This is a genomic window from Pantoea sp. X-Soil-OKNW-556 (assembly GCF_059730695.1).
Map to the genome: position 1 here is coordinate 325161 of NZ_AP035990.1, position 21026 is coordinate 346186.

General features: G+C 55.7%; 20 protein-coding genes. 13 read left to right on the forward strand and 7 right to left on the reverse strand.

What is annotated here, in order from left to right:
- Positions 1-10 precede the first annotated feature (10 nt).
- From glgC to glgP, 3 genes are all read left to right on the forward strand, one after another.
- Positions 11-1306, forward strand: coding sequence for a glucose-1-phosphate adenylyltransferase (gene glgC, locus AC6I8T_RS01420; protein ID WP_021186270.1), 1296 nt, complete (start codon positions 11-13; stop codon positions 1304-1306).
- 61 nt (positions 1307-1367) lie between these two features.
- Positions 1368-2801, forward strand: coding sequence for a glycogen synthase GlgA (gene glgA, locus AC6I8T_RS01425; RefSeq protein ID WP_021186271.1), 1434 nt, complete (start codon positions 1368-1370; stop codon positions 2799-2801).
- Positions 2802-2822: 21 nt separating this feature from the next.
- Positions 2823-5270 carry a glycogen phosphorylase gene (gene glgP, locus AC6I8T_RS01430; protein ID WP_497833445.1) on the forward strand — a complete coding sequence of 816 codons (2448 nt, stop codon included), beginning with the start codon at positions 2823-2825 and terminating at the stop codon, positions 5268-5270.
- A gap of 70 nt (positions 5271-5340) precedes the next feature.
- Here the strand turns inward: glgP and AC6I8T_RS01435 are convergent, their stop codons facing one another.
- Together AC6I8T_RS01435 and AC6I8T_RS01440 are read right to left on the reverse strand one after the other, a co-directional pair.
- The gene (locus AC6I8T_RS01435; RefSeq protein ID WP_021186273.1) at positions 5341-5898 is read right to left on the reverse strand and encodes a DcrB family lipoprotein; all 558 of its coding nucleotides are present in this window, start codon (positions 5896-5898) and stop codon (positions 5341-5343) included.
- Positions 5899-6015: 117 nt separating this feature from the next.
- The gene (locus tag AC6I8T_RS01440; protein ID WP_021186274.1) at positions 6016-6681 is read right to left on the reverse strand and encodes a 7-cyano-7-deazaguanine/7-aminomethyl-7-deazaguanine transporter; all 666 of its coding nucleotides are present in this window, start codon (positions 6679-6681) and stop codon (positions 6016-6018) included.
- A gap of 193 nt (positions 6682-6874) precedes the next feature.
- On the opposite strand from AC6I8T_RS01440, the gene tusA reads away from it, so the two are divergent.
- Entirely contained in the window at positions 6875-7126 is a 252-nt protein-coding gene (gene tusA, locus AC6I8T_RS01445) for a sulfurtransferase TusA (RefSeq protein ID WP_021186275.1), read from the forward strand.
- A gap of 17 nt (positions 7127-7143) precedes the next feature.
- On the opposite strand, the gene AC6I8T_RS01450 is transcribed toward tusA, so the two are convergent.
- Positions 7144-9408, reverse strand: a complete 2265-nt coding sequence (locus tag AC6I8T_RS01450; protein ID WP_208724586.1) for a zinc/cadmium/mercury/lead-transporting ATPase — start codon at positions 9406-9408, stop codon at positions 7144-7146.
- 94 nt (positions 9409-9502) lie between these two features.
- Positions 9503-10132 carry a lysoplasmalogenase gene (locus AC6I8T_RS01455; protein ID WP_497833446.1) on the reverse strand — a complete coding sequence of 210 codons (630 nt, stop codon included), beginning with the start codon at positions 10130-10132 and terminating at the stop codon, positions 9503-9505.
- Positions 10133-10296: 164 nt separating this feature from the next.
- Between AC6I8T_RS01455 and AC6I8T_RS01460 the strand changes: the two genes are divergently transcribed.
- Positions 10297-10650: a DUF2500 domain-containing protein gene (locus tag AC6I8T_RS01460; RefSeq protein WP_021186278.1), complete on the forward strand. Its 354-nt coding sequence runs from the start codon at positions 10297-10299 to the stop codon at positions 10648-10650.
- 78 nt (positions 10651-10728) lie between these two features.
- On the opposite strand, the gene AC6I8T_RS01465 is transcribed toward AC6I8T_RS01460, so the two are convergent.
- Together AC6I8T_RS01465 and rsmD are read right to left on the reverse strand one after the other, a co-directional pair.
- On the reverse strand, positions 10729-10998 hold the full coding sequence (locus tag AC6I8T_RS01465) for a DUF1145 family protein (RefSeq protein ID WP_021184046.1): 270 nt from the start codon (positions 10996-10998) through the stop codon (positions 10729-10731).
- A complete protein-coding gene (rsmD, locus tag AC6I8T_RS01470) occupies positions 10998-11588 on the reverse strand; it encodes a 16S rRNA (guanine(966)-N(2))-methyltransferase (protein ID WP_208724588.1) in 591 nt (196 codons plus the stop codon). Before rsmD ends, AC6I8T_RS01465 begins: the two co-directional genes overlap by 1 nt.
- Before the next feature lie 229 nt (positions 11589-11817).
- Between rsmD and ftsY the strand changes: the two genes are divergently transcribed.
- The 4 genes from ftsY (at position 11818) to rpoH (ending at position 15936) form a co-directional block, all read left to right on the forward strand.
- On the forward strand, positions 11818-13182 hold the full coding sequence (gene ftsY / locus AC6I8T_RS01475) for a signal recognition particle-docking protein FtsY (RefSeq protein WP_208724589.1): 1365 nt from the start codon (positions 11818-11820) through the stop codon (positions 13180-13182).
- A 5-nt stretch (positions 13183-13187) separates the two neighbouring features.
- Positions 13188-13856, forward strand: a complete 669-nt coding sequence (ftsE, locus tag AC6I8T_RS01480; RefSeq protein WP_013507452.1) for a cell division ATP-binding protein FtsE — start codon at positions 13188-13190, stop codon at positions 13854-13856.
- A complete protein-coding gene (ftsX, locus tag AC6I8T_RS01485) occupies positions 13846-14829 on the forward strand; it encodes a permease-like cell division protein FtsX (protein WP_021184049.1) in 984 nt (327 codons plus the stop codon). The genes ftsE and ftsX overlap by 11 nt, the downstream gene beginning before the upstream one ends.
- A 249-nt stretch (positions 14830-15078) precedes the next feature.
- A complete protein-coding gene (rpoH, locus tag AC6I8T_RS01490; protein WP_021184050.1) occupies positions 15079-15936 on the forward strand; it encodes an RNA polymerase sigma factor RpoH in 858 nt (285 codons plus the stop codon).
- A gap of 92 nt (positions 15937-16028) precedes the next feature.
- Here rpoH and panM read toward each other — a convergent pair whose 3' ends face one another.
- Complete coding sequence (gene panM, locus AC6I8T_RS01495) at positions 16029-16415, reverse strand: aspartate 1-decarboxylase autocleavage activator PanM (protein ID WP_208724590.1); 387 nt, start codon at positions 16413-16415, stop codon at positions 16029-16031.
- A 404-nt stretch (positions 16416-16819) separates the two neighbouring features.
- Here panM and AC6I8T_RS01500 point away from each other — a divergent pair, with 404 nt between their 5' ends.
- The 4 genes from AC6I8T_RS01500 to livG all read left to right on the forward strand — a co-directional run bounded on the left by AC6I8T_RS01500 (position 16820) and on the right by livG (position 21025).
- On the forward strand, positions 16820-17947 hold the full coding sequence (locus AC6I8T_RS01500) for a branched-chain amino acid ABC transporter substrate-binding protein (RefSeq protein ID WP_021184052.1): 1128 nt from the start codon (positions 16820-16822) through the stop codon (positions 17945-17947).
- A gap of 119 nt (positions 17948-18066) precedes the next feature.
- Positions 18067-18993 carry a high-affinity branched-chain amino acid ABC transporter permease LivH gene (livH, locus tag AC6I8T_RS01505; protein ID WP_013507457.1) on the forward strand — a complete coding sequence of 309 codons (927 nt, stop codon included), beginning with the start codon at positions 18067-18069 and terminating at the stop codon, positions 18991-18993.
- Positions 18990-20261 (forward strand): high-affinity branched-chain amino acid ABC transporter permease LivM, encoded by a 1272-nt coding sequence (locus tag AC6I8T_RS01510; protein WP_021184053.1) that lies wholly within the window; start codon positions 18990-18992, stop codon positions 20259-20261. Before livH ends, AC6I8T_RS01510 begins: the two co-directional genes overlap by 4 nt.
- Positions 20258-21025 (forward strand): high-affinity branched-chain amino acid ABC transporter ATP-binding protein LivG, encoded by a 768-nt coding sequence (gene livG / locus AC6I8T_RS01515; RefSeq protein WP_013507459.1) that lies wholly within the window; start codon positions 20258-20260, stop codon positions 21023-21025. Before AC6I8T_RS01510 ends, livG begins: the two co-directional genes overlap by 4 nt.
- Position 21026 lies beyond the last annotated feature (1 nt).

Sequence of the window (21026 nt, forward strand, 5' to 3'; positions counted from 1 at the left end):
GGAGTCAGACATGGTGAATTTAGATAGAACAGATCATCTGATGCTGGCACGCCAGCTTCCTACGCAGACGGTGGCGCTGATCCTCGCCGGAGGACGCGGCACACGCCTGAAAGACCTGACCGCCAAACGCGCCAAACCGGCGGTGCACTTTGGCGGGAAGTTCCGCATCATCGACTTTGCACTCTCCAATTGCCTCAACTCGGGCATCCGGCGCATTGGCGTGATCACGCAATATCAGTCACACACGCTGGTGCAGCATATCCAGCGCGGCTGGTCGATTTTCAACGAAGAGATGAACGAATTTGTTGATCTGTTGCCCGCACAACAGCGCTTCTCCACTGAGCACTGGTACCGTGGGACGGCGGATGCGGTAACGCAAAACCTCGACATCATTCGTCGGTATAACGCCCAGTACATCGTGATCCTCGCCGGGGATCATATCTACAAAATGGATTATTCGCGCATGCTGCTGGATCACGTCGATCGTGGTGCCAAATGCACCATCGCCTGCTTGCCGGTGCCGTTGGAGGAAGCTACTGCCTTTGGCGTGATGGCGGTGGATACCGAGAACAACGTGGTCGATTTTGTAGAAAAACCGCCTGTTCCCCCCTCAATGCCCGGCGATGACAGCAAGGCGCTGGCCAGCATGGGGATTTATGTCTTTAACGCCGATTATCTCTACCAGCTGCTGGAAGAAGACGCCCAGATACCTGAGTCCAATCACGATTTCGGTAAAGATTTGCTGCCGAAAATTGTGGCCAGTGGCGACGCCTACGCGCACTCCTTCACCCTGTCCTGCGTGCAAAGCGACGAAGCTGCCGAACCCTACTGGCGCGATGTCGGAACGCTCGAAGCCTACTGGCGCGCCAATCTGGATTTGGCCTCCGTCACACCGGAACTGGACATGTATGACCACGGCTGGCCGATCCGTACCCATATGGAGCCGCTACCACCGGCGAAGTTTGTGCAGGATCGTTCCGGTAGCCATGGTATGACGATGAACTCGCTGGTTTCTGGCGGGTGCATTATCTCCGGCTCCGTGGTGGTGAACTCGGTACTGTTCCCGCGCGTACGTGTGAACTCTTTTTGCAACATCGATTCTTCGGTACTGCTGCCGGATGTGGTGATTGGCCGATCCTGCCGTCTGCGCCGCTGCGTGATTGACCGCGCCTGCGTGCTGCCGGAAGGCATTGTGATTGGCGAAAATCCCGATGAAGACAGCCGCCGTTTTTACCGTTCAGAAGAGGGCATCGTGCTGGTGACGCGCGCCATGTTAGCCAAACTGGCGGGTGCCGTCGGCCGGTGACGAAAAAGCACACAGACAATCGACGCGTGGAACGCGAGCGATATCACAAAAGGGGTCCAGGATGCAGGTTTTACATGTCTGTTCAGAACTTTTCCCGTTGTTGAAAACCGGCGGGTTGGCTGATGTTGTCGGCGCTTTACCGCAGGCACAAATTGCCGGTGGTACGGATACGCGGGTCTTACTTCCCGCGTATCCCGACCTGCGTAGAGGGATTCCGGATACGGAAGTGGTGGCGGAGCTGCCAACCTTTGCTGGGTTTGTTCGCTTACTTTTTGGACATTTCAACGGTGTTGGCATTTATTTAATTGATGCACCGGGATTGTATGAACGTCCGGGAAGCCCGTACCACGATGAATCACAGTTTGCCTACGTCGATAACTATCTGCGCTTTGCGCTGCTCGGCTGGATGGGCTGTGAAATCGCCTGTGGACTGGACACCTTCTGGCGGCCAGATATCGTGCATGCACATGACTGGCATGCCGGGTTAACCTGCGCCTATCTGGAGGCGCGAGGCCGCCCGGCGAAATCGGTGTTTACCGTGCATAACCTGGCGTATCAGGGGCTGTTTTCGGCGCGCCATATGGAGGAGATCCAGTTACCGCGATCATTCTTCAACATGCATGGCCTGGAGTTTTATGGGCAAATTTCTTATCTCAAAGCTGGCCTGTTTTATGCAGATCATATTACGGCGGTCAGCCCGACTTACGCGCTGGAGATCACCCGCCCGGAGTTTGGCTATGGTATGGAAGCGCTGCTGGCGCAGCGTCTGCGTGAAGGACGGTTAAGTGGCGTGTTGAATGGTGTTGATCCGGCGATCTGGGACCCGACGCATGACCTGCTGCTGACCGCGCGTTACGACCGGGACACGCTGGAGAGCAAGGCGGAGAACAAACGTCAGCTGCAAATTGCTATGGGCTTGAAGGTCGATGACAAAGTACCGGTGTTTTGCGTAATCAGCCGTTTAACCCGGCAGAAAGGTCTGGATTTGGTGCTGGAAGCGCTGCCCGGTTTACTGGCGCAGGGCGGCCAGTTGGTATTGTTGGGGCAGGGAGATGCCGAATTACAGCAGGGATTTCTGGCGGCGGCGGCCGAACACCCCGGCAGCGTTGGCGTGCAGATTGGCTATCACGAGGCTTTCTCGCACCGCATTGTCGGCGGCGCGGATGTGATTCTGGTGCCCAGCCGCTTTGAACCGTGTGGCCTGACACAACTTTATGGTCTGAAATACGGCACGCTGCCACTGGTACGTCGTACCGGTGGTCTGGCGGATACGGTGAATGACAGTTCGCTGGAAAACCTGGCAGATGGGATCGCCAGTGGTTTCAGCTTTGAAGACAGTAATGCCTGGTCGCTGCTCAGAGCGATTCGGCGCGCTTTTGTACTGTGGTCCCGTCCTTCCCTCTGGCGTTATGTTCAGCGTCAGGCGATGGGGATGGATTTTAGTTGGCAGGTGGCAGCACAAGCCTACCGCGATCTTTATCAACGTTTGCTGTAATGAGAGATTGGGATACTTGATATGAACGCACCTTTCACCTATGCCTCACCCACCCTGACGGTTGATGCGCTGAAGCACTCGATAGCCTATAAACTGATGTTTACCATCGGTAAAGACCCTTCCATCGCCAATAAGCACGAGTGGCTCAACGCCGCGCTGCTGGCAGTGCGCGACCGCATGGTGGAACGTTGGCTACGTTCCAGCCGGGCGCAATTGTCGCAGGATGTACGTCAGGTGTATTACCTGTCGATGGAATTCCTGATGGGCCGCACCCTGGGCAACGCGCTGCTGGCGATGGGTATTTACGACGATCTCAATCAGGCGCTGGATGAGATGGGGCTGGATCTCAGCGAACTGATGGAAGAAGAGAACGATCCCGGCCTTGGCAACGGTGGTCTGGGACGTCTCGCCGCCTGCTTCCTCGATTCACTGGCGACCCTCGGCCTGCCGGGGCGTGGCTACGGCATCCGTTACGATTACGGTATGTTCAAGCAGAATATTGTCGATGGCCAGCAGCGCGAATCGCCGGATTACTGGCTGGAATATGGTAACCCGTGGGAATTCCAGCGTTTTAACACCCGCTACAAAGTGCGTTTTGGTGGCCGTTTGCAACACGAAGGCAGCCGGGTGCGCTGGATCGAAACCGAAGAGATCCTGGCCATTGCGTATGATCAGATCGTGCCCGGTTTTGATACCGATGCCACCAACACGCTGCGGTTGTGGGGCGCGCAGGCCAGTAACGAAATCAACCTTGGTAAGTTCAATCAGGGCGATTACTTTGCCGCCGTGGAAGATAAAAACCACTCGGAAAACGTGTCGCGTGTGCTTTATCCCGACGACTCCACCTATTCCGGTCGCGAGCTGCGTCTGCGCCAGGAATATTTTCTCGTCTCCTCAACGGTGCAGGACATCCTGAACCGTCACTGGCAGATGCACCAAACCTGGGACAACCTGGCGGATAAAATCGCCATCCATCTCAACGATACCCACCCGGTGCTGGCGATCCCCGAACTGATGCGGTTGTTGATTGATGAGCAGAAATTTTCCTGGGACGATGCGTTTGAAGTCACCTGCCAGGTGTTCTCCTACACCAACCATACGCTGATGACCGAGGCGCTGGAAACCTGGCCGGTGGATATGATCGGCAAGATCCTGCCGCGCCATCTCAGCATCATCTTTGAAATTAATGATTATTTCCTGAAAACCATTCAGGAATACTATCCGGATGACTGGGATCTGATGTCACGTATCTCAATCATTGATGAGAACAATGGCCGCAAGGTCCGTATGGCATGGCTGGCGGTGGTGGTCAGCCATAAGGTTAACGGTGTTTCCGAACTCCACTCCAACCTGATGGTGCAGTCGCTGTTTGCCGATTTTTCTCGTCTGTTCCCGGGACGTTTCTGCAATAAAACCAATGGCGTCACACCACGCCGCTGGCTGGCTCTGGCTAACCCGGCACTTTCAGAAGTCCTGGATGAGGCGATTGGTCGCAACTGGCGCACCGACCTTAGCCAACTCAGCGACCTGACGCCGCAAATCGATTTCCCGGCGTTTATTGAGCAGATCGCCGATGCCAAATTTGCCAACAAAAAACGCCTGGCGGATTGGGTAGCAAAAAACCTCGATATTGTGCTGGACCCTCATGCGCTGTTTGATGTGCAAATCAAACGCATTCATGAGTACAAACGCCAGCTGCTGAACGTGTTGCACGTTATCACCCGCTACAACCGCATCAAGGCCGATCCCGATGCAGATTGGGTACCTCGGGTGAATATTTTTGCCGGTAAAGCGGCCTCCGCCTATTACATGGCGAAGCACATCATTCATCTGATCAACGATGTAGCGAAGGTGATCAACAACGATCCACAGGTGAAAAACAAGCTGAAGGTGGTGTTTATCCCTAACTACGGGGTTAGCCTGGCGCAGATCATTATTCCGGCGGCGGATCTCTCCGAGCAGATCTCCACGGCGGGTACGGAGGCTTCCGGCACCAGTAATATGAAGTTTGCGCTCAACGGCGCGTTAACGATTGGTACGCTGGATGGGGCCAACGTCGAGATGCGCGAACATGTCGGTGCGGGGAATATCTTTATCTTCGGTAACACTACGCCGCAGGTCGAGCAGTTGCGCAAAGATGGCTACAACCCACGTAAATACTACGAAGAGGATGAGGAGCTGCATCAGGCGCTGACGCAGATTGCCAGTGGTCTGTTTAGCCCGCAGGATCCAGGTCGCTATCGTAACCTGTTCGATGCGCTGGTGAACTTTGGTGACCACTATCAATTGCTGGCAGATTATCGCAGCTACGTGGATACCCAGGATAAGGTGGACAAACTCTATCGTCAGCCAGATGAGTGGCAACGACGTGCGGCGCTGAATATCGCTAATATGGGTTATTTCTCGGCGGATCGTACCATTCAGGAGTATGCCGATGAGATCTGGCATATTTCGCCAGTGAGATTGTAACGGAACGCTGGACGCCACCCTCTCCCGTCTTGCGGGAGAGGGCCGGGGTGAGGGCCACAGGCCGCAAAAACTATTTCAGCGTGATGCTTTTCACGATGCTGTCGGCATCGCTCTGCGCCTGCTGCTGATTATCCGCTGGCAGGGTAATTTGCAGGGTCAGCAGTTTGCCATCGACCTTCGCCAGAATCACCGAAGACCAGGAGGTCTGGTGGTTGGCAGAAATCACCGTATCCAGCTGCTGGGCCGGTTGATCGCTCAGCGTTACCGCTTTGTTCGATACCACCTGCAACTGCGGATCGCGGTTGCGTTGCTGCTGTTCCAGACGCTGGGAGAGAGAATCCAGCGCTTCATTGGTTGGGTCACCGGCTATCACGATAATCGCGCGCGCGCCGGTTTGATCGGCGTAGACATGCATGTTGGCGGATTCTGTACCCAATTTGCCGCTCTTATCCGACATCCCCGCAGGCAGGGTAAAGCTCAGTTTGCCATCCAGCAGACTCACCGTCTGGGTTGACTGGCTGGCAGTGGCACCGTTGTCCGCCGCTGCCGCGTCATCTTTTTTCTGGTCACAGGCCGCGAGGCCAAGCACCAGCAGGCCAATGCCCGCATATTTCACTAAGTTACGCATTCTTTTCCCTATAACAAGATTCCAGTCCGCGATTATCAAATCGGAATCGGCAGTCAAAAGCAACCGCCGGTTTGTCAGGAAATCTTAGCGTGGGTGCGGCGAGGGTACTACGTAGAATTAACCGAAATTGAGCTGACGCTGGGCCGAACGCTCAGCCAGACGCTTCAGGGTTGCGTTCAGCAGTACGCCATAGGCTGGCAGGAAGAAAAGCATGCAGATCATTACTTTGAAGCTGTAATCCACCAGCGCGATTTCCACCCAGTGCTGAGCCATAAACGGGTCCGGACTTTTGTAGAAGGCGATAAAGAAGAACGCCAGCGTATCGCTGATATTACCGAGGAACATGGCTGCGCCGGGTGCAATCCACCACTGCGGCAGACGACGCAGACGGTTAAATACATGCACATCCAGAATCTGTCCCAATGCATAGGCCATAAAGCTGGCACTGGCGATACGGGCCACGAACAGATTCACTTGCTCCAGTGACGCCCAACCCTGCCATTCGCCCTGATAAAACACGCAGGAGACGATGTAAGAGATAAACAACGCCGGCACCATCACCGCCAGAATAATGCGTCGCGCCAGTGGCGCGCCAAAAATACGCACGGTGAGATCGGTCGCGAGGAAAATAAACGGAAAGCTGAACGCACCCCAGGTGGTGTGGAAGCCAAAAATGGCCACCGGTAACTGCACCAGATAGTTACTGGAAGTGATCACCAGCAGATGAAACAGCGACAGCCAGAACAGCGCATGCATGCGCTGACGCGGAGAAAAAGCGATCATGTTGAGCCTTTTTAGTGTTGGGGTGAGGGAACCCAGTACCGCAGTTTGCTGCGGTGGTTAATAAAAAATCGGCGGCATCTTATCGCGTTGTGCGATTTATGCAATGGTTAATATTAACGCAATCGTTATCGCCTTGCGCTGATGATTTAGCGCGTTAGAATGAGCGCCCTCCCTTGAAAACAGACAGAGAATCATGAGCGATCCCTTTTCCGCGCCGGACCACACCCTGGATGCCCTTGGCCTGCGCTGCCCGGAGCCGGTGATGATGGTGCGCAAAACCGTGCGCCAGATGCAGGCGGGTGAAACCCTGCTGATTATCGCCGACGATCCGGCAACCACGCGTGATATTCCCGGCTTTTGCCGTTTTATGGAGCATACGTTGCTGGCACAGCAGACGGAAAGCCTGCCGTACCAGTACCTGATCCAGAAAGGAGCGGACGCCTGAGGGCATCCGCGCGCAGCTTAACGTGAGCGCAGCAACCGCAGCGCATTGGCAGTCACCAGCGCGGTGGCACCGGAATCCGCCAGCACTGCCAGCCACAAGCCGGTAAAGCCGAGTAGCGTGGTGACGAGGAACAAGGCCTTCAGCCCCAGCGCCAGTGCGATATTCTGACGGATAATGCGGCGGGTACGGCGTGCCAGCGCCACGGTGCGCGGCAGAATCGCCAGCCGGTTTTGCGTCAGGGCCGCATCGGCTGCTTCCAGTGCAACATCGGTGCCGCTGCCCATCGCAATCCCTATGGTAGCGGCTTTCATCGCCGGGGCATCATTGATGCCATCGCCAATCATTGCCAGCGATTGTTGTGCATCCAGATCGCGTACCGCGGCAACCTTATCAGCAGGCAACAGACCCGCGCGATAATCAATCTCCAGGTCTGCGGCGATGGCGGCGGCAGCACGCGGATTATCACCGGTCAGCATCAGGCTGCTGACACCGAGTTGTTGAAGCGCCGCTACGGCGCTCGCGGCCTCGCTTCGTAACTTATCCTGCAACGCCAGCACACCCAGCGGGCGGGCATCCTGCAACAGCACCACCACAGTTTTGCCTTCGGCTTCAAGCTGCGCGATGGTTTGCTGCTGATCCTCAAGCAGGTTTTTCACTTCGCGCGGGGCCAGCAATTGATAGCTGATGCCCGCAATCTGCGCTGCAATGCCGCTACCGGGCAACGTACGCTGATCGCGGGCCTCAGGCAGGGAAAGCTGGCGACGGCTGGCTTCCGCGACGATCGCCATTGCCAATGGGTGACTGGAGCCAAGTTCCACCGCTGCGCCTGACGTCAGCAAGGTTTCAGGTTGGGCGTCACCAAAGGGGACCACGTCGGTCACCTGCGGCTTACCCTCGGTCAGGGTGCCGGTTTTATCAAACGCCATGATGGTGACGCGGCTGAGTCTTTCCAGCGCGGCTCCCCCTTTAATCAGCGCTCCCTGACGTGCCGCAGCAGCCAGCCCAGAGGTAATGGCTGCCGGGGTAGAGATCACCAGTGCACAGGGGCACCCAATCAGCAGCAGCGTCAAACCTTTGTAAATCCATGGCAGCCAGTCAGCGCCACCCAACAGCGGCGGCAACGTCATCACCAGCACCGCCAGCAACATAATCGTCGGGGTGTAAAGGCGGCTAAAGCGATCGATAAAACGTTCGATCGGTGCGCGGTGGCTTTCTGCTTCCTCAATCAGTTGCAGGATACGATCAATAGCGCTGTGGCCGGGTTCCGAGATCACTTGTAGCGTTACCAGACGGTCGACGCTGGTGGCTCCGGCCATCACTGTCTCACCGGGTTGGCGTGCTACCGGCAACGATTCGCCGGTCAATGCGCTTTCGTCAAAGCTGGCAGCGCTGGCAAGTAACTCGCCATCGGCAGGCAAACGGCCACCCGCAGCCACTTCAATGACATCGCCGGGGCGTAAATCCGCCAGCGCGACTTGTTCACGCTGTGCACCACGCACGCGAGTAGCGGTATCCGGGCGCAGCGCCATCAGCGCGGTCACACCACGACGGGCGCGAGTGGCGGCATAGGCTTCCAGCCGTTCACCCAGCAGGAACAGCAGCAAGACCATCGCGGCTTCGGCATGGGCGCCAATCGCCAGCGCACCGCCAGCGGCGAGGGTCATCAGGGTTTCGATACTGAAAGGGGAACCGCTACGTAGCAGACGCCATGCGCTGCGGGCCACCGGCAGCAGGCCGACTAAGGTGGTCACAATAAACAGGCGATCGCCCCAGACCGGAGCAACCAAGCTGAGGAGCCAACTGGCGAGCATCAATAGCGCCAGCAGCAGCAATCCGGCATTTTCCCGTAAACGGCCTGGTTGGGGTTGTGGCTCGGTGGAGGTCAGGCGGAAACCGGCGTTTTTTACCGCCTGTTCGATCGCCGGACGGATATCATTTTCAGCGTCAACCACCAGTTTCTCGCTGGCGAAGATGACACGGGCGTTGCGTACCTGCGGCAGTTTTTGTACGGCAGTTTCGATTTTGCGGGCGCAGCTCGGGCAATCCATCCCGGCAATTTGCCAGCGGAATTGTTGGGTGTCAGGGCCGGACCTGTCGCTCTCTTCGTCGGCGTCGCCACCGCCGGGACTGCCGTTATCGCAGCAGCTACAGTTGCTGTCCGGCGTGACCGGCTGTGCGGCGGAAATCTGTAACGTCACCGGGCGCGCGCGGCTAATGCCACAAAGTGGCTGCGGTTTGCTATGGCTTTTACCACAACGACAGGCGTGGGAATGTTGATGCATGTAACCTCCGGATTCAGGGACGGACAAAGGTCCGTACCCTGATGCTACACTCTGGAGTGCACTCCAGAGTCAAGCGTTGGAGCTTACTTTTTCTTCAATTGAGCCACAAAGAACGCACGATCATAAAATGACCGGCAAAGTAGCAGGCGGCAACGATGGCGCTATCCGGGCTGTAACGACGACGATAGTGGGTGATAAACCAGACGATATTCGCCAGCAGCAGCAATGCGGCACCGACCATCAGTGAGAAGCTGCAATCCGTCGGGCGGAAGAAGTAATTTTCAGCGGCCATCCAGGTCATGACCAACGTCATGCCAATAAAGGTGCACACCGGCCAGCGCAACTCTTCCAGCTTGCTCCAGATGATGGCAATCAAGAGCACGCCGATAATCAGCAGCGTTAGTGGTACCGGCCAGAAGAAGCTGATCGTCATATGCGCGGCAAAGCTGATGGTGTAGAGCAGATGCGAGAGGAAGAAAGCCCCCAGCGCATACAGCATCTGCTGGCGAGGCAACAGCGTCAGCGCATCGCCAACCAGCGTGGCGACCAGGCCGGCAAGAATCAGGTAATCGGTGGGGTTAAAGGTTGGCGCTTGCCAGGCCCAGGCCACCAGCAGCAACAGGGTGACGGGTTTAAATAACCAACGTTGCCACTGCGGGCCGCGGTAAGTTGCATCGACATAGAGCCAACCGGAAAAAAGTACGGCAAGGAAAGACCAAAGCATGTTTTCTCCCTTTTCTGGACGTGATGTCCGCCAGTCTGATGAATTTTCCCAAAAACGCGATCCCAGTGTAAGTTACCGGCGGTGAATGTGACAATCGGGCAACTCTGGTTGTATGCTTGGGCCTCTTTACCTTTCCGACATTAACGCAAAGCACGAGAGAAAACATGAGCAAACCACCGCTACTCTTTTTTATCGTTCTGGCGATTATTGCTGTTTTGGCGACCCGTCAGTTTATCAAGCAACGCCGCGAAACGGCGGTGAACGATGCTTCCCCGATCCAAACCCTGAGTGTAGAAATCAAAACCAAACGTGAGTATCCGTCACCCAATCGCCGTTCGCGCCAGCGTGAAGTGATTGCCGGGGAAGATATGCGTTATGAAGCCTGGTTTCACCCGCTGAATGGCGCGGGCGATTTCAAGCTGGTCGTCAATGCCGGGGATTATCATCAGATGGATAAAGGGGTGAAGGGCGAGCTGAAAATGCAGGGCACCCGCTTTGTGAGTTTCACTCCCCTGTAACGGCGCGATTTATCGCGCAATTGCGTGTGCGCGGCAGGAAAAATCTGCGCGATAAATCGCGCTGCTACGTAAGAAACATTATCCTTTCGGATAATGTTTTTTCTGCCACGCCAGCAGTTCAAACACGCCAAAGAAGAAAATCTTTAATTGTGTGGCGCGTCCCAGTTTGGGCGCTTCCTTCGGCTGCGTGGCGCGCAGCAAGACCAGCTGCAAACCGTGCATGATGATCATAAAGAACAGCGCCACATGCACGAAATAGCGCAGCGGCGTTGGAAATGGCTGGACCAGATTTAACAGCAAAAAGGCCCAGACGCAGATCATTAATAAACGTCCCAGATTAAGCCACATCACACATCTCCTTGTTGACGTTGATATAAACGATAAGCGACCTGGCCGGCAATTTTCTCACGATACAGATCCCAGCAGGCGGGAACCGGAGGGGCGCCATGCTCCACCTCACTTTCGACATAAATCAGCGCTTCGGCTGCCAGCCAGCCGTTTTGCTCCAGCAGCGTCAGCGTCTCCTGTAACAATCCCTTACGGAATGGCGGATCAACAAACACCACATCAAAGGGCTCACCCGGCTGACTCAGCCATTGTAGCGTATTGGTCTGTACCACTTTGCCATTGCTGGCGCGCAGCGTTTGCAGATTTTGCGTCAATTGTTGTGCCACCGGGCGCTCCAGCTCCAACAGGGTGGCAGAGCCGGCAAAGCGCGACAGCGCCTCCAAACCGAGCGCACCGCTGCCAGCAAAGCAATCCAGGCAGCGTGCCTGCTGAATGTCCGGGGCTAGCCAGTTAAACAAGGTTTCGCGTACCCGGTCGGTGGTCGGGCGCAGGCCCGCGCTGTCGGGCACCGGCAATTTACGGCCGCGCCATTGACCGCCAATAATGCGGATCTGACCAGCAGCGCCGCTGCTGCGGGGGGATTTACTCATTTTGCTCACAACTCGTCATAATTTGTTGCGTAGTTTAACGGGCGTGGAAGGCAGAAGAAACGTAAAAAAGGGTGCTGTGGTGCGCTGGCTGGAAAGTGTTAGACTAGTGAGTTGGTATGGCGCGTGTAATTCACTGATTTTTACGCGGCTAAAGCCTTCAAATTGAATTTTTTATCCCCTGGGAACAGCGTGCTACCGGGAATAAGCCATCGAGGAGTGTGGTTACACAATGGCAAAAGAGAAAAAACGCGGCTTTTTTTCCTGGCTGGGCTTTGGCAAAGAAGAAGAGACGCAACAGCCTGCCGAAGAGCAGCAACAACCCGCTGAGGTGGCGCAGGAGCCAGCCGTTGAAGAGAGCGCGTTAGATCGCGCCGAAGCGCAGGCGGAAGAAACCGTTGCCGTCACCGAGCAGGTGGCAGAGCAGCAGGCTGAAGCGCCGGACGTTGTCGTCGCCGAAGAAGTCCTGCCAGAAACCCAGCAGCCACCTGTAGTTGAGCCGGTTGCCGAGGTCGAGCAGGACGAAGAAGACACCGCGCTGAGCGATGAAGAACTCGAAGCGCTGGCGCTGGCGGAAGAAGCGCCAGAAGCGGAACCCGAAGTCGCGCAGGATACTGTCAGCGATCTGCCGCTGGCCGCTGCGCCGTTGGTGGCGCAGGAGCAGGAACGTCCAACCAAAGAGGGCTTCTTTGCCCGTCTGAAACGTAGCCTGGTAAAAACGCGCGCTAATCTTGGTTCCGGGTTCATCAGCCTGTTCCGTGGCAAGAAAATCGATGACGATTTGTTTGAGGAACTGGAAGAGCAGCTGTTGATTGCTGACGTTGGTGTTGAAACCACGCGCCGCATCATCACCAATCTGACGCAGCAGGCAGACCGTAAACAACTACGGGATGCCGAAGCGTTGTATGGTTTGCTGAAAGCGGAAATGGCCGGAATTCTCGATAAAGTCGATGCTCCGCTGGATGTATCAGGCAAAACGCCGTTTGTCATCCTGATGGTTGGGGTCAACGGCGTTGGTAAAACCACCACTATCGGCAAGCTGGCGCGCCAGTATCAGGCCGAAGGCAAATCCGTGATGCTGGCGGCGGGCGATACCTTCCGTGCGGCTGCGGTTGAGCAGTTGCAGGTCTGGGGGCAGCGCAACAACATCCCGGTTATTGCCCAGCACACCGGTGCGGATTCCGCATCCGTGATCTTTGACGCCATTCAGGCGGCGAAAGCGCGTAATGTCGATGTGTTGATCGCCGATACCGCCGGACGTCTGCAAAACAAATCGCACCTGATGGAAGAGTTAAAGAAAATCACCCGCGTGATGAAGAAACTGGATGAAGATGCGCCGCATGAAGTGATGCTGACCATTGACGCCAGCACCGGGCAGAACGCCATCAGCCAGGCGAAACTGTTCCATGAAGCGGTGGGCCTGACTGGCATCACCCTGACAAAACTGGATGGCACTGCGAAAGGTGGTGTGATCTTCTCGGTTGCCGATCAGTTTGGCATTCCGATTCGTTATATCGGTGTCGGGGAAGGCATCGAGGATTTACGGCCGTTTAAGGCCGCAGACTTTATTGAGGCACTGTTTGCCCGAGAGGACTAATTGGGATGATTCGCTTTGAAGAGGTCAGTAAGGCATATCTGGGCGGACGTCAGGCGCTCCAGGGGGTGGATTTTCATCTGCGCCCCGGTGAAATGGCGTTTCTGACCGGCCACTCTGGCGCGGGGAAAAGTACCTTACTGAAGCTGATTTGTGGTATTGAGCGCCCGAGCGCCGGGAAAATCTGGTTCAGTGGGCACGATATCTCCCGGCTGCGGAATAGCGAAGTGCCTTTTTTGCGTCGTCAGATTGGCATGATCTTCCAGGATCACCATCTGCTGATGGACCGTTCGGTGTATGACAACGTGGCGATCCCGCTGATCATCTCGGGAGCCAGCGGTGAGGATATTCGTCGTCGCGTCTCTGCGGCACTGGATAAAGTGGGCCTGCTCGACAAAGCGAAAAGTTTCCCGATTCAGCTCTCTGGTGGTGAACAGCAGCGCGTCGGCATTGCGCGCGCGGTGGTGAATAAACCCGCCGTACTGCTGGCGGATGAACCGACCGGTAACCTTGATGAAGCGTTGTCGGAAGATATTCTGCGCCTGTTTGAAGAGTTCAACCGCGTTGGTGTAACGGTGCTGATGGCTACCCATGATATGGGCCTGATTGCCCGTCGTAACTATCGCATGATGACGCTTAATCAGGGACGCCTGCACGGAGGCCATGATGGTCAATAAACGCAATAAGCGCACACCGGCGCCGAAAGCGAAACAGCCTTCAAAAAGCAAAGCGCTGAAGGGCGGCTGGCAGGAGCAGTGGCGCTATGCGCTGCGCGGCACGCTGTCTGATATGTGGCGTCAGCCGTTGGCGACGTTGCTGACGGTAATGGTGATTGCCATCTCGCTGACGCTGCCGAGCGTTTGCTATATGGTGTGGAAAAACGTCAGCCAGGCGGCAACCCAGTGGTATCCGGCTCCGCAGCTGACGGTGTATCTCTCCAAAACGCTGGATGACACCGCGGCGGAAAACGTCACTGCACAGCTGAAGCAGTTGGACGGCGTGAAGAACGTCGACTATCTGACGCGGGAAGAGGCGCTCAACGAATTCCGCAACTGGTCCGGTTTTGGCGGCGCGATGGATATGCTGGAGCAGAATCCGTTGCCAGCCGTGGCGATTATCACGCCGAATCTGAATTTCCAGAGTGCCGATACACTGGCGAGCCTGCGTGATCGGGTGTCCAAAGTGCAGGGCGTCGATGAAGTGCGCATGGATGACAGTTGGTTTGCCCGTCTGGCGGCGTTGTCTGGGCTGGTAGGACAAATTGCGGAGATCATTGGTCTGTTAATGGTAATCGCGGTATTCCTGGTGATTGGCAACAGCGTGCGTCTCAGCATTTTTGCGCGCCGCGATACTATTAACGTTCAGAAATTGCTGGGTGCAACTGACGGCTTTATCCTGCGTCCGTTCCTGTATGGCGGGGCGATGTTGGGTTTAAGTGGCGCGGTGTTATCGCTGATTTTGTCTGAAGTGCTGGTGCTGCGTCTGCAATCGGTGGTCGCGCAGGTGGCGCAGGTATTCGGCACCAGCTTTGATCTGGAAGGATTTTCCTGGGATGAAGCGCTGCTGCTGTTGTTAATTGCTGCCATCATCGGCTGGATTGCTGCCTGGCTGGCAACGGTACAACATTTACGCCGATTTACGCCCCAGTAAACGCCTGACACATTTTTTTGGTATAATAGTCCTCTGCTGCCGACAATCGGGCGCAGAGGATTTTTTCTCCGCTTCCCTTCCTGTCATCTGTGTGTAAAATATTCACTGTTACGATGGAACTTGTGGATAACTTTGATCTCTAAGTTCGGGTAGCACAGATTGCTTTCGGATTTCCCGCGACGTTGACTTAATGTATCGTCTGCTCATGGGAACGTGCAGCAATATTCCACTGAATTTGTGAGGGTTTGAATGACCAAAGAAATGCAAACTTTAGCTATTGCTCCTCTTGGTAACCTGGAATCGTATATTCGGGCTGCCAACGTCTGGCCGATGCTGTCGGCAGAAGAGGAAAAAGCGCTGGCTGAACGGCTGCATTACCAGGGCGATCTGGATGCGGCTAAGACGCTGATCCTGTCTCATCTGCGCTTTGTTGTTCATATCGCTCGTAACTATTCCGGTTACGGCTTGCCACAGGCAGACCTGATTCAGGAAGGGAACATCGGCCTGATGAAGGCGGTGCGTCGCTTCAATCCTGAAGTGGGTGTGCGTCTGGTGTCGTTTGCCGTGCACTGGATTAAAGCTGAGATTCACGAATACGTGCTGCGTAACTGGCGTATTGTGAAGGTCGCTACCACAAAAGCACAGCGTAAGCTGTTCTTTAACCTGCGTAAAACCAAGCAGCGTCTGGGCTGGTTTAACCAGGACGAAGTCGAGATGGTAGCGCGCGAGCTGGGCGTGAGCAGCAAAGATGTGCGTGAAATGGAATCGCGCATGGCGGCACAGGATATGACTTTCGACATGTCGTCTGACGACGAAAACGGCGAAAGCAAAACCATGGCCCCGGTGCTGTATCTCCAGGATAAAACGTCTGACTTTGCTGATGGCATTGAAGAGGACAACTGGGATGCACACGCCGCCGATAAACTGACCGACGCGATGCAGGGCCTGGACGAGCGTAGTCAGCACATCATCCGTGCGCGCTGGCTGGATGAAGAGAACAAAACCACCTTGCAGGAACTGGCCGACCAATACGGCGTTTCCGCAGAGCGTGTACGCCAGCTGGAAAAGAACGCCATGAAGAAATTACGTATGGCAATTGAAGCCTGATAAAAGCACATAACCTGTAGCGGCGCGATTTATCGCGCGCCTTTGACGTTATTACAACGGACAAAAGCGCGATAAATCGCGCCGCTACGTTTTTATCGTGTCCAGCCATCACCCTGCGCGCGAAAGCCGCAAGCCTGCATAAACGCAGCACGAATGTCCTGTTCATCAGCGCCGTCATCGGCCACCCACCACTCTGCCAGCGCGCTGTTCTGCGCCAGCGTCTCCTCCAGCAAATATTTCCCCACGCCGCGACGACGCGTCACTTCCCGCACCTGAAGCTGGGTAATTTTTCCCTGCGCGCCCTGAATGGTCAGTTGCAGTGCCGCCAGCAGACGATCATTAAAGCGCGCGGCATACATCCGTTGTGTCTCGCTCAGCTGGGCTTCCAGCTGTGAAATATCGATTTCCGGCCAGACTTTGGTCAGGTCGATTCGATCCTGCGTCGTCAACGATGTTAAGCGCTGAATAGTGAGCTTCATTCCCCGTACCTGTACTAGTGCAAAGGGCATAGTGTAGCGAATTTAGACAGTCAGAGCGCTGTCACTTTTTTTTGATGAAAATAGGTCAAACAACAGCCTGTTTGCCAGGATGATAGTTGAACAGAGTGATGATTGGTTAAATAGCCAGCATAATTATCTGGCAAGTCGGCGAAAATACGGCCATAACAACCAGACGATTCTGCTGTTCAACCCAGCTATAACTGAATATGTCAGTTGATTTACAGAAGAAACTTCCTGTTTAATAACCTGAAAAATAAAGCCTTATTACCAATAAATGCCAGAAAAGTGCGCTAACTCATTATTCCAGAATCAGTTTTCCTCTTTCACTGGCAGAAAATAATCCAACTCACAACAGACACGACACAACAGATGGGGAAGTTCGCATGAAAATGAGTAAAGGACGCGCATTATTGGCGGGCTGCGTAGCGCTGGCGATGAGCCATGCGGCGCTGGCAAAAGACATCAAAATTGCCATCGTCGGTGCAGCAACCGGTCCGGTAGCCCAATACGGCGACATGCAATTTACCGGTGCGGCACAGGCCATTAAAGACATCAATGCCAAAGGCGGTGTCAACGGCGATAAACTGGTTGGCGTGGAATATGACGATGCCTGCGACCCGAAACAAGCGGTAGCGGTTGCCAACAAAGTTGTGAACGATGGTATCAAATACGTTATCGGTCACCTCTGCTCCTCTTCTACCCAGCCGGCCTCTGATATCTATAACGACGAAGGCGTGCTGATGATCACCCCGGCAGCGACCGCACCGGAACTGACCGCGCGTGGTTATGCTGACGTGATGCGCACCACCGGCCTCGACTCCGATCAGGGCCCGACGGCGGCAAACTACATCCTCGATACCATCAAACCAAAACGTATCGCTGTGGTGCATGACAAGCAGCAATACGGCCAGGGTCTGGCGGAGTCGGTGCAGAAAACCCTGAAAGCCAAAGGCGGCAACGTGGTGCTGTTCGAAGGTATCACCGCTGGCGATAAAGATTTCTCCACCCTGATTGCGCGTCTGAAGAAAGACAACGTCGACTTCGTTTACTACGGTGGTTACTACCCGGAGCTGGGGCAGATTCTGCGCCAGGCAAAAGCCGCGGGCCTGAACGCGGGCTTTATGGGACCGGAAGGGGTGGGCAACGCCTCACTGTCTAACATTGCCGGTGATGCATCTGAAGGTCTGTACGTGACCCTGCCGAAGCGTTATGACCAGCTGCCGGACAACAAAGCGATTGTTGACGCCATCAAAGCCAACACCGCACCGAACCGCAAAGATCCGACCGGTCCGTTCGTCTGGACCACCTATGCCGCGATTCAGTCGCTGGTGGCCGGTATCGAGCGCAGCAAGAGCGACGAGCCTGATGCGATCGCCAAGAACCTGAAAGAAGGCGCACCGGTTCCGACCGTGATGGGCAACCTGAGCTGGGACCAGAAAGGTGACCTGAAAGGCTTCGAATTCGGCATCTTCAAATGGCATAAAGACGGCTCATCAACCGCGATCAAGTAATCGTTGCATCCAGCACGATCGCAAGGGCGGCCTTCAGGCCGCCCTTAATCAAACCGGTTAATTTACCGCCAGTCGCGGTAACGATTTACCATCACGGACGTGTTTCTAAGGTACTTGTTATGTCCGAGCAGTTCCTCTATTTCCTCCAGCAGATGTTCAACGGAGTGACCCTGGGCAGCACCTACGCGCTGATCGCCATTGGGTACACGATGGTTTACGGCATTATCGGCATGATCAACTTCGCCCACGGCGAGGTGTACATGATCGGTAGCTATGTCTCCTTTATCGTCATCGCCGCGCTAATGATGATGGGCATCGACACCACCTGGCTGATGATTGCCGCCGGTTTTGTCATGGCGATCATTATCTCCAGCGCCTACGGCTGGAGTATCGAACGTGTGGCGTATAAGCCGGTGCGTTCCTCCAAGCGCCTGATCGCGCTGATCTCCGCCATCGGGATGTCGATCTTCCTGCAAAACTACGTCAGCCTGACGCAAGGTTCGCGCGATCTCGCGCTGCCGAGCTTGATCACCGGGCAATGGACCTTGGGTGAAAGCAACGGCTTTGCCGCCACGCTCTCCACCATGCAGTTGATGATCTGGGTTGTGACCTTTATCGCCATGTTGGCACTGACGGTATTTATCCGTTATTCACGTATGGGGCGCGCCTGCCGTGCCTGTGCAGAAGACCTGAAAATGGCCAGCCTGCTGGGTATCAATACCGATCGCGTGATTTCACTGACCTTTGTGATTGGTGCGGCGATGGCGGCAGTGGCTGGCGTACTGCTGGGGCAGTTCTACGGTTCCATCAACCCGTTTATCGGCTTTATGGCCGGGATGAAAGCCTTCACTGCCGCAGTACTGGGCGGGATCGGCAGCATTCCGGGGGCGATGATCGGTGGTCTGGTGCTGGGCATTGCCGAAGCATTGACCTCGGCCTATCTCTCTACCGAATATAAAGACGTGGTCTCCTTTGCGTTGCTGATTGTCGTGCTGCTGGTGATGCCAACCGGCATTCTTGGCCGTCCGGAGGTGGAAAAAGTATGAAGCGCCTCGGACTGGTTAACGCCGTTATCTCTACGGTGATGTTGCTGGTGCTTGCCACCTTCTTTATGGGTATGCGCCTTGATCTTGATGGCACCAAACTGGTGGTATCCAACGCCGGAACGGTGCGCTGGAACTGGATTTTTGTCGGTTGCGGCGTGGTATTCCTGTTCCAGTTGCTGCGTCCGTTATTCCACGGCAAATTCAAACGCAGCGGCAATGGCCTGGTGCTGCCGGGCTTTGATGGTTCAACGCCGAAGCAGAAGCTGGTGATGGTGTTGATGATCGTGGCTGCGGTGATCTGGCCGTTCCTGGTTTCGCGCGGTAGCGTGGATATCGCCACCCTGACGCTGATCTACGTGATGTTGGGCCTCGGGCTTAACGTGGTGGTGGGCTTGTCGGGCCTGCTGGTGCTGGGCTACGGCGGCTTCTATGCCATCGGTGCCTATACCTTCGCCTTGCTGAACCACTACTACGGTTTTGGCTTCTGGCAGAGCCTGCCGCTGGCGGGTCTGGTGGCCGGGGCGTTCGGCTTACTGCTCGGTTTCCCGGTGCTGCGTCTGCGTGGTGACTATCTGGCGATTGTCACCCTCGGCTTTGGCGAAATCGTCCGTATCCTGCTGCTGAACAACACCTCGATTACCGGCGGTCCAAACGGTATCGCGCAGATCCCGAAACCGACCCTCTTCGGCCTGGAGTTTGGTCGCAAGGTCAGCGAGGGCGGCTGGGGCACCTTCCACGAGGTGTTCGGCATGAAATACGATCCCAATGACCGCGTGATTTTCCTCTACCTGGTGGCGCTGCTGCTGGTAGTGCTGACGCTGATTATCATCAACCGCCTGCTGCGTATGCCGCTGGGCCGTGCCTGGGAAGCGCTGCGCGAAGATGAAATCGCCTGCCGTTCTCTTGGTCTTAGCCCGACGCGTATCAAGCTGACGGCGTTTACCATCAGCGCGGCCTTTGCCGGTTTTGCCGGTACGCTGTTTGCTGCGCGCCAGGGCTTTGTCAGCCCGGAATCCTTCACCTTTGTCGAGTCGGCGTTTGTGTTGGCGATTGTGGTGCTGGGGGGCATGGGCTCGCAGTTTGCGGTCATCCTCGCCGCTGTGTTGCTGGTGGTATCGCGTGAGCTGATGCGTGACCTCAACGAATACAGCATGCTGGTACTGGGTGGCTTAATGGTGCTGATGATGATTTGGCGACCGCAGGGGTTGCTGCCGATGAAGCGTCCGCAGCTGAAACTGAAACAGGGTAAAGCAGGAGAGCAGGCATGAGTCAGCCTTTATTAGCCGTAGAAGGCCTGATGATGCGTTTTGGTGGCCTGCTGGCAGTCAACAACGTGGCGCTGGAACTGCGGGAGCAGGAAATCGTTTCGTTGATTGGTCCAAACGGCGCGGGTAAAACCACGGTGTTCAACTGCCTGACCGGTTTCTACAAACCCACGGGCGGCAGCATCAAACTGCGCGATCAAAATCTGGCCGGCTTACCGGGGCAGAAAATTGCACGGATGGGCATTGTGCGTACCTTCCAGCATGTGCGCCTGTTTCGTGAGATGACGGTGATTGAAAACTTGCTGGTGGCGCAACATCAGCATCTGAAAAGCGGCGTATTTTCCGGGTTATTCAAAACCCCGGCGTTCCGCAAAGGCGAAAGCGAAGCGCTGGACCGCGCTGCCACCTGGCTGGAACGTATCGGCCTGCTGGAGCTGGCGAACCGTCAGGCGGGTAACCTTGCTTATGGTCAGCAACGTCGTCTGGAGATCGCACGCTGCATGGTCACGCGCCCGGAAATCCTGATGCTGGATGAACCGGCGGCCGGTCTGAACCCGAAAGAAACGCACGAACTGGACGAACTGATTGCCGAACTGCGCGGTACGCATAAGGTGTCGGTGTTGTTGATCGAACATGATATGAAGCTGGTGATGGGCATTTCTGACCGTATTTACGTGGTCAATCAGGGAACGCCGCTGGCCAACGGCACGCCGGAAGAGATTCGTAATAACCCGGATGTGATCCGTGCCTATTTAGGAGAGGCGTAAT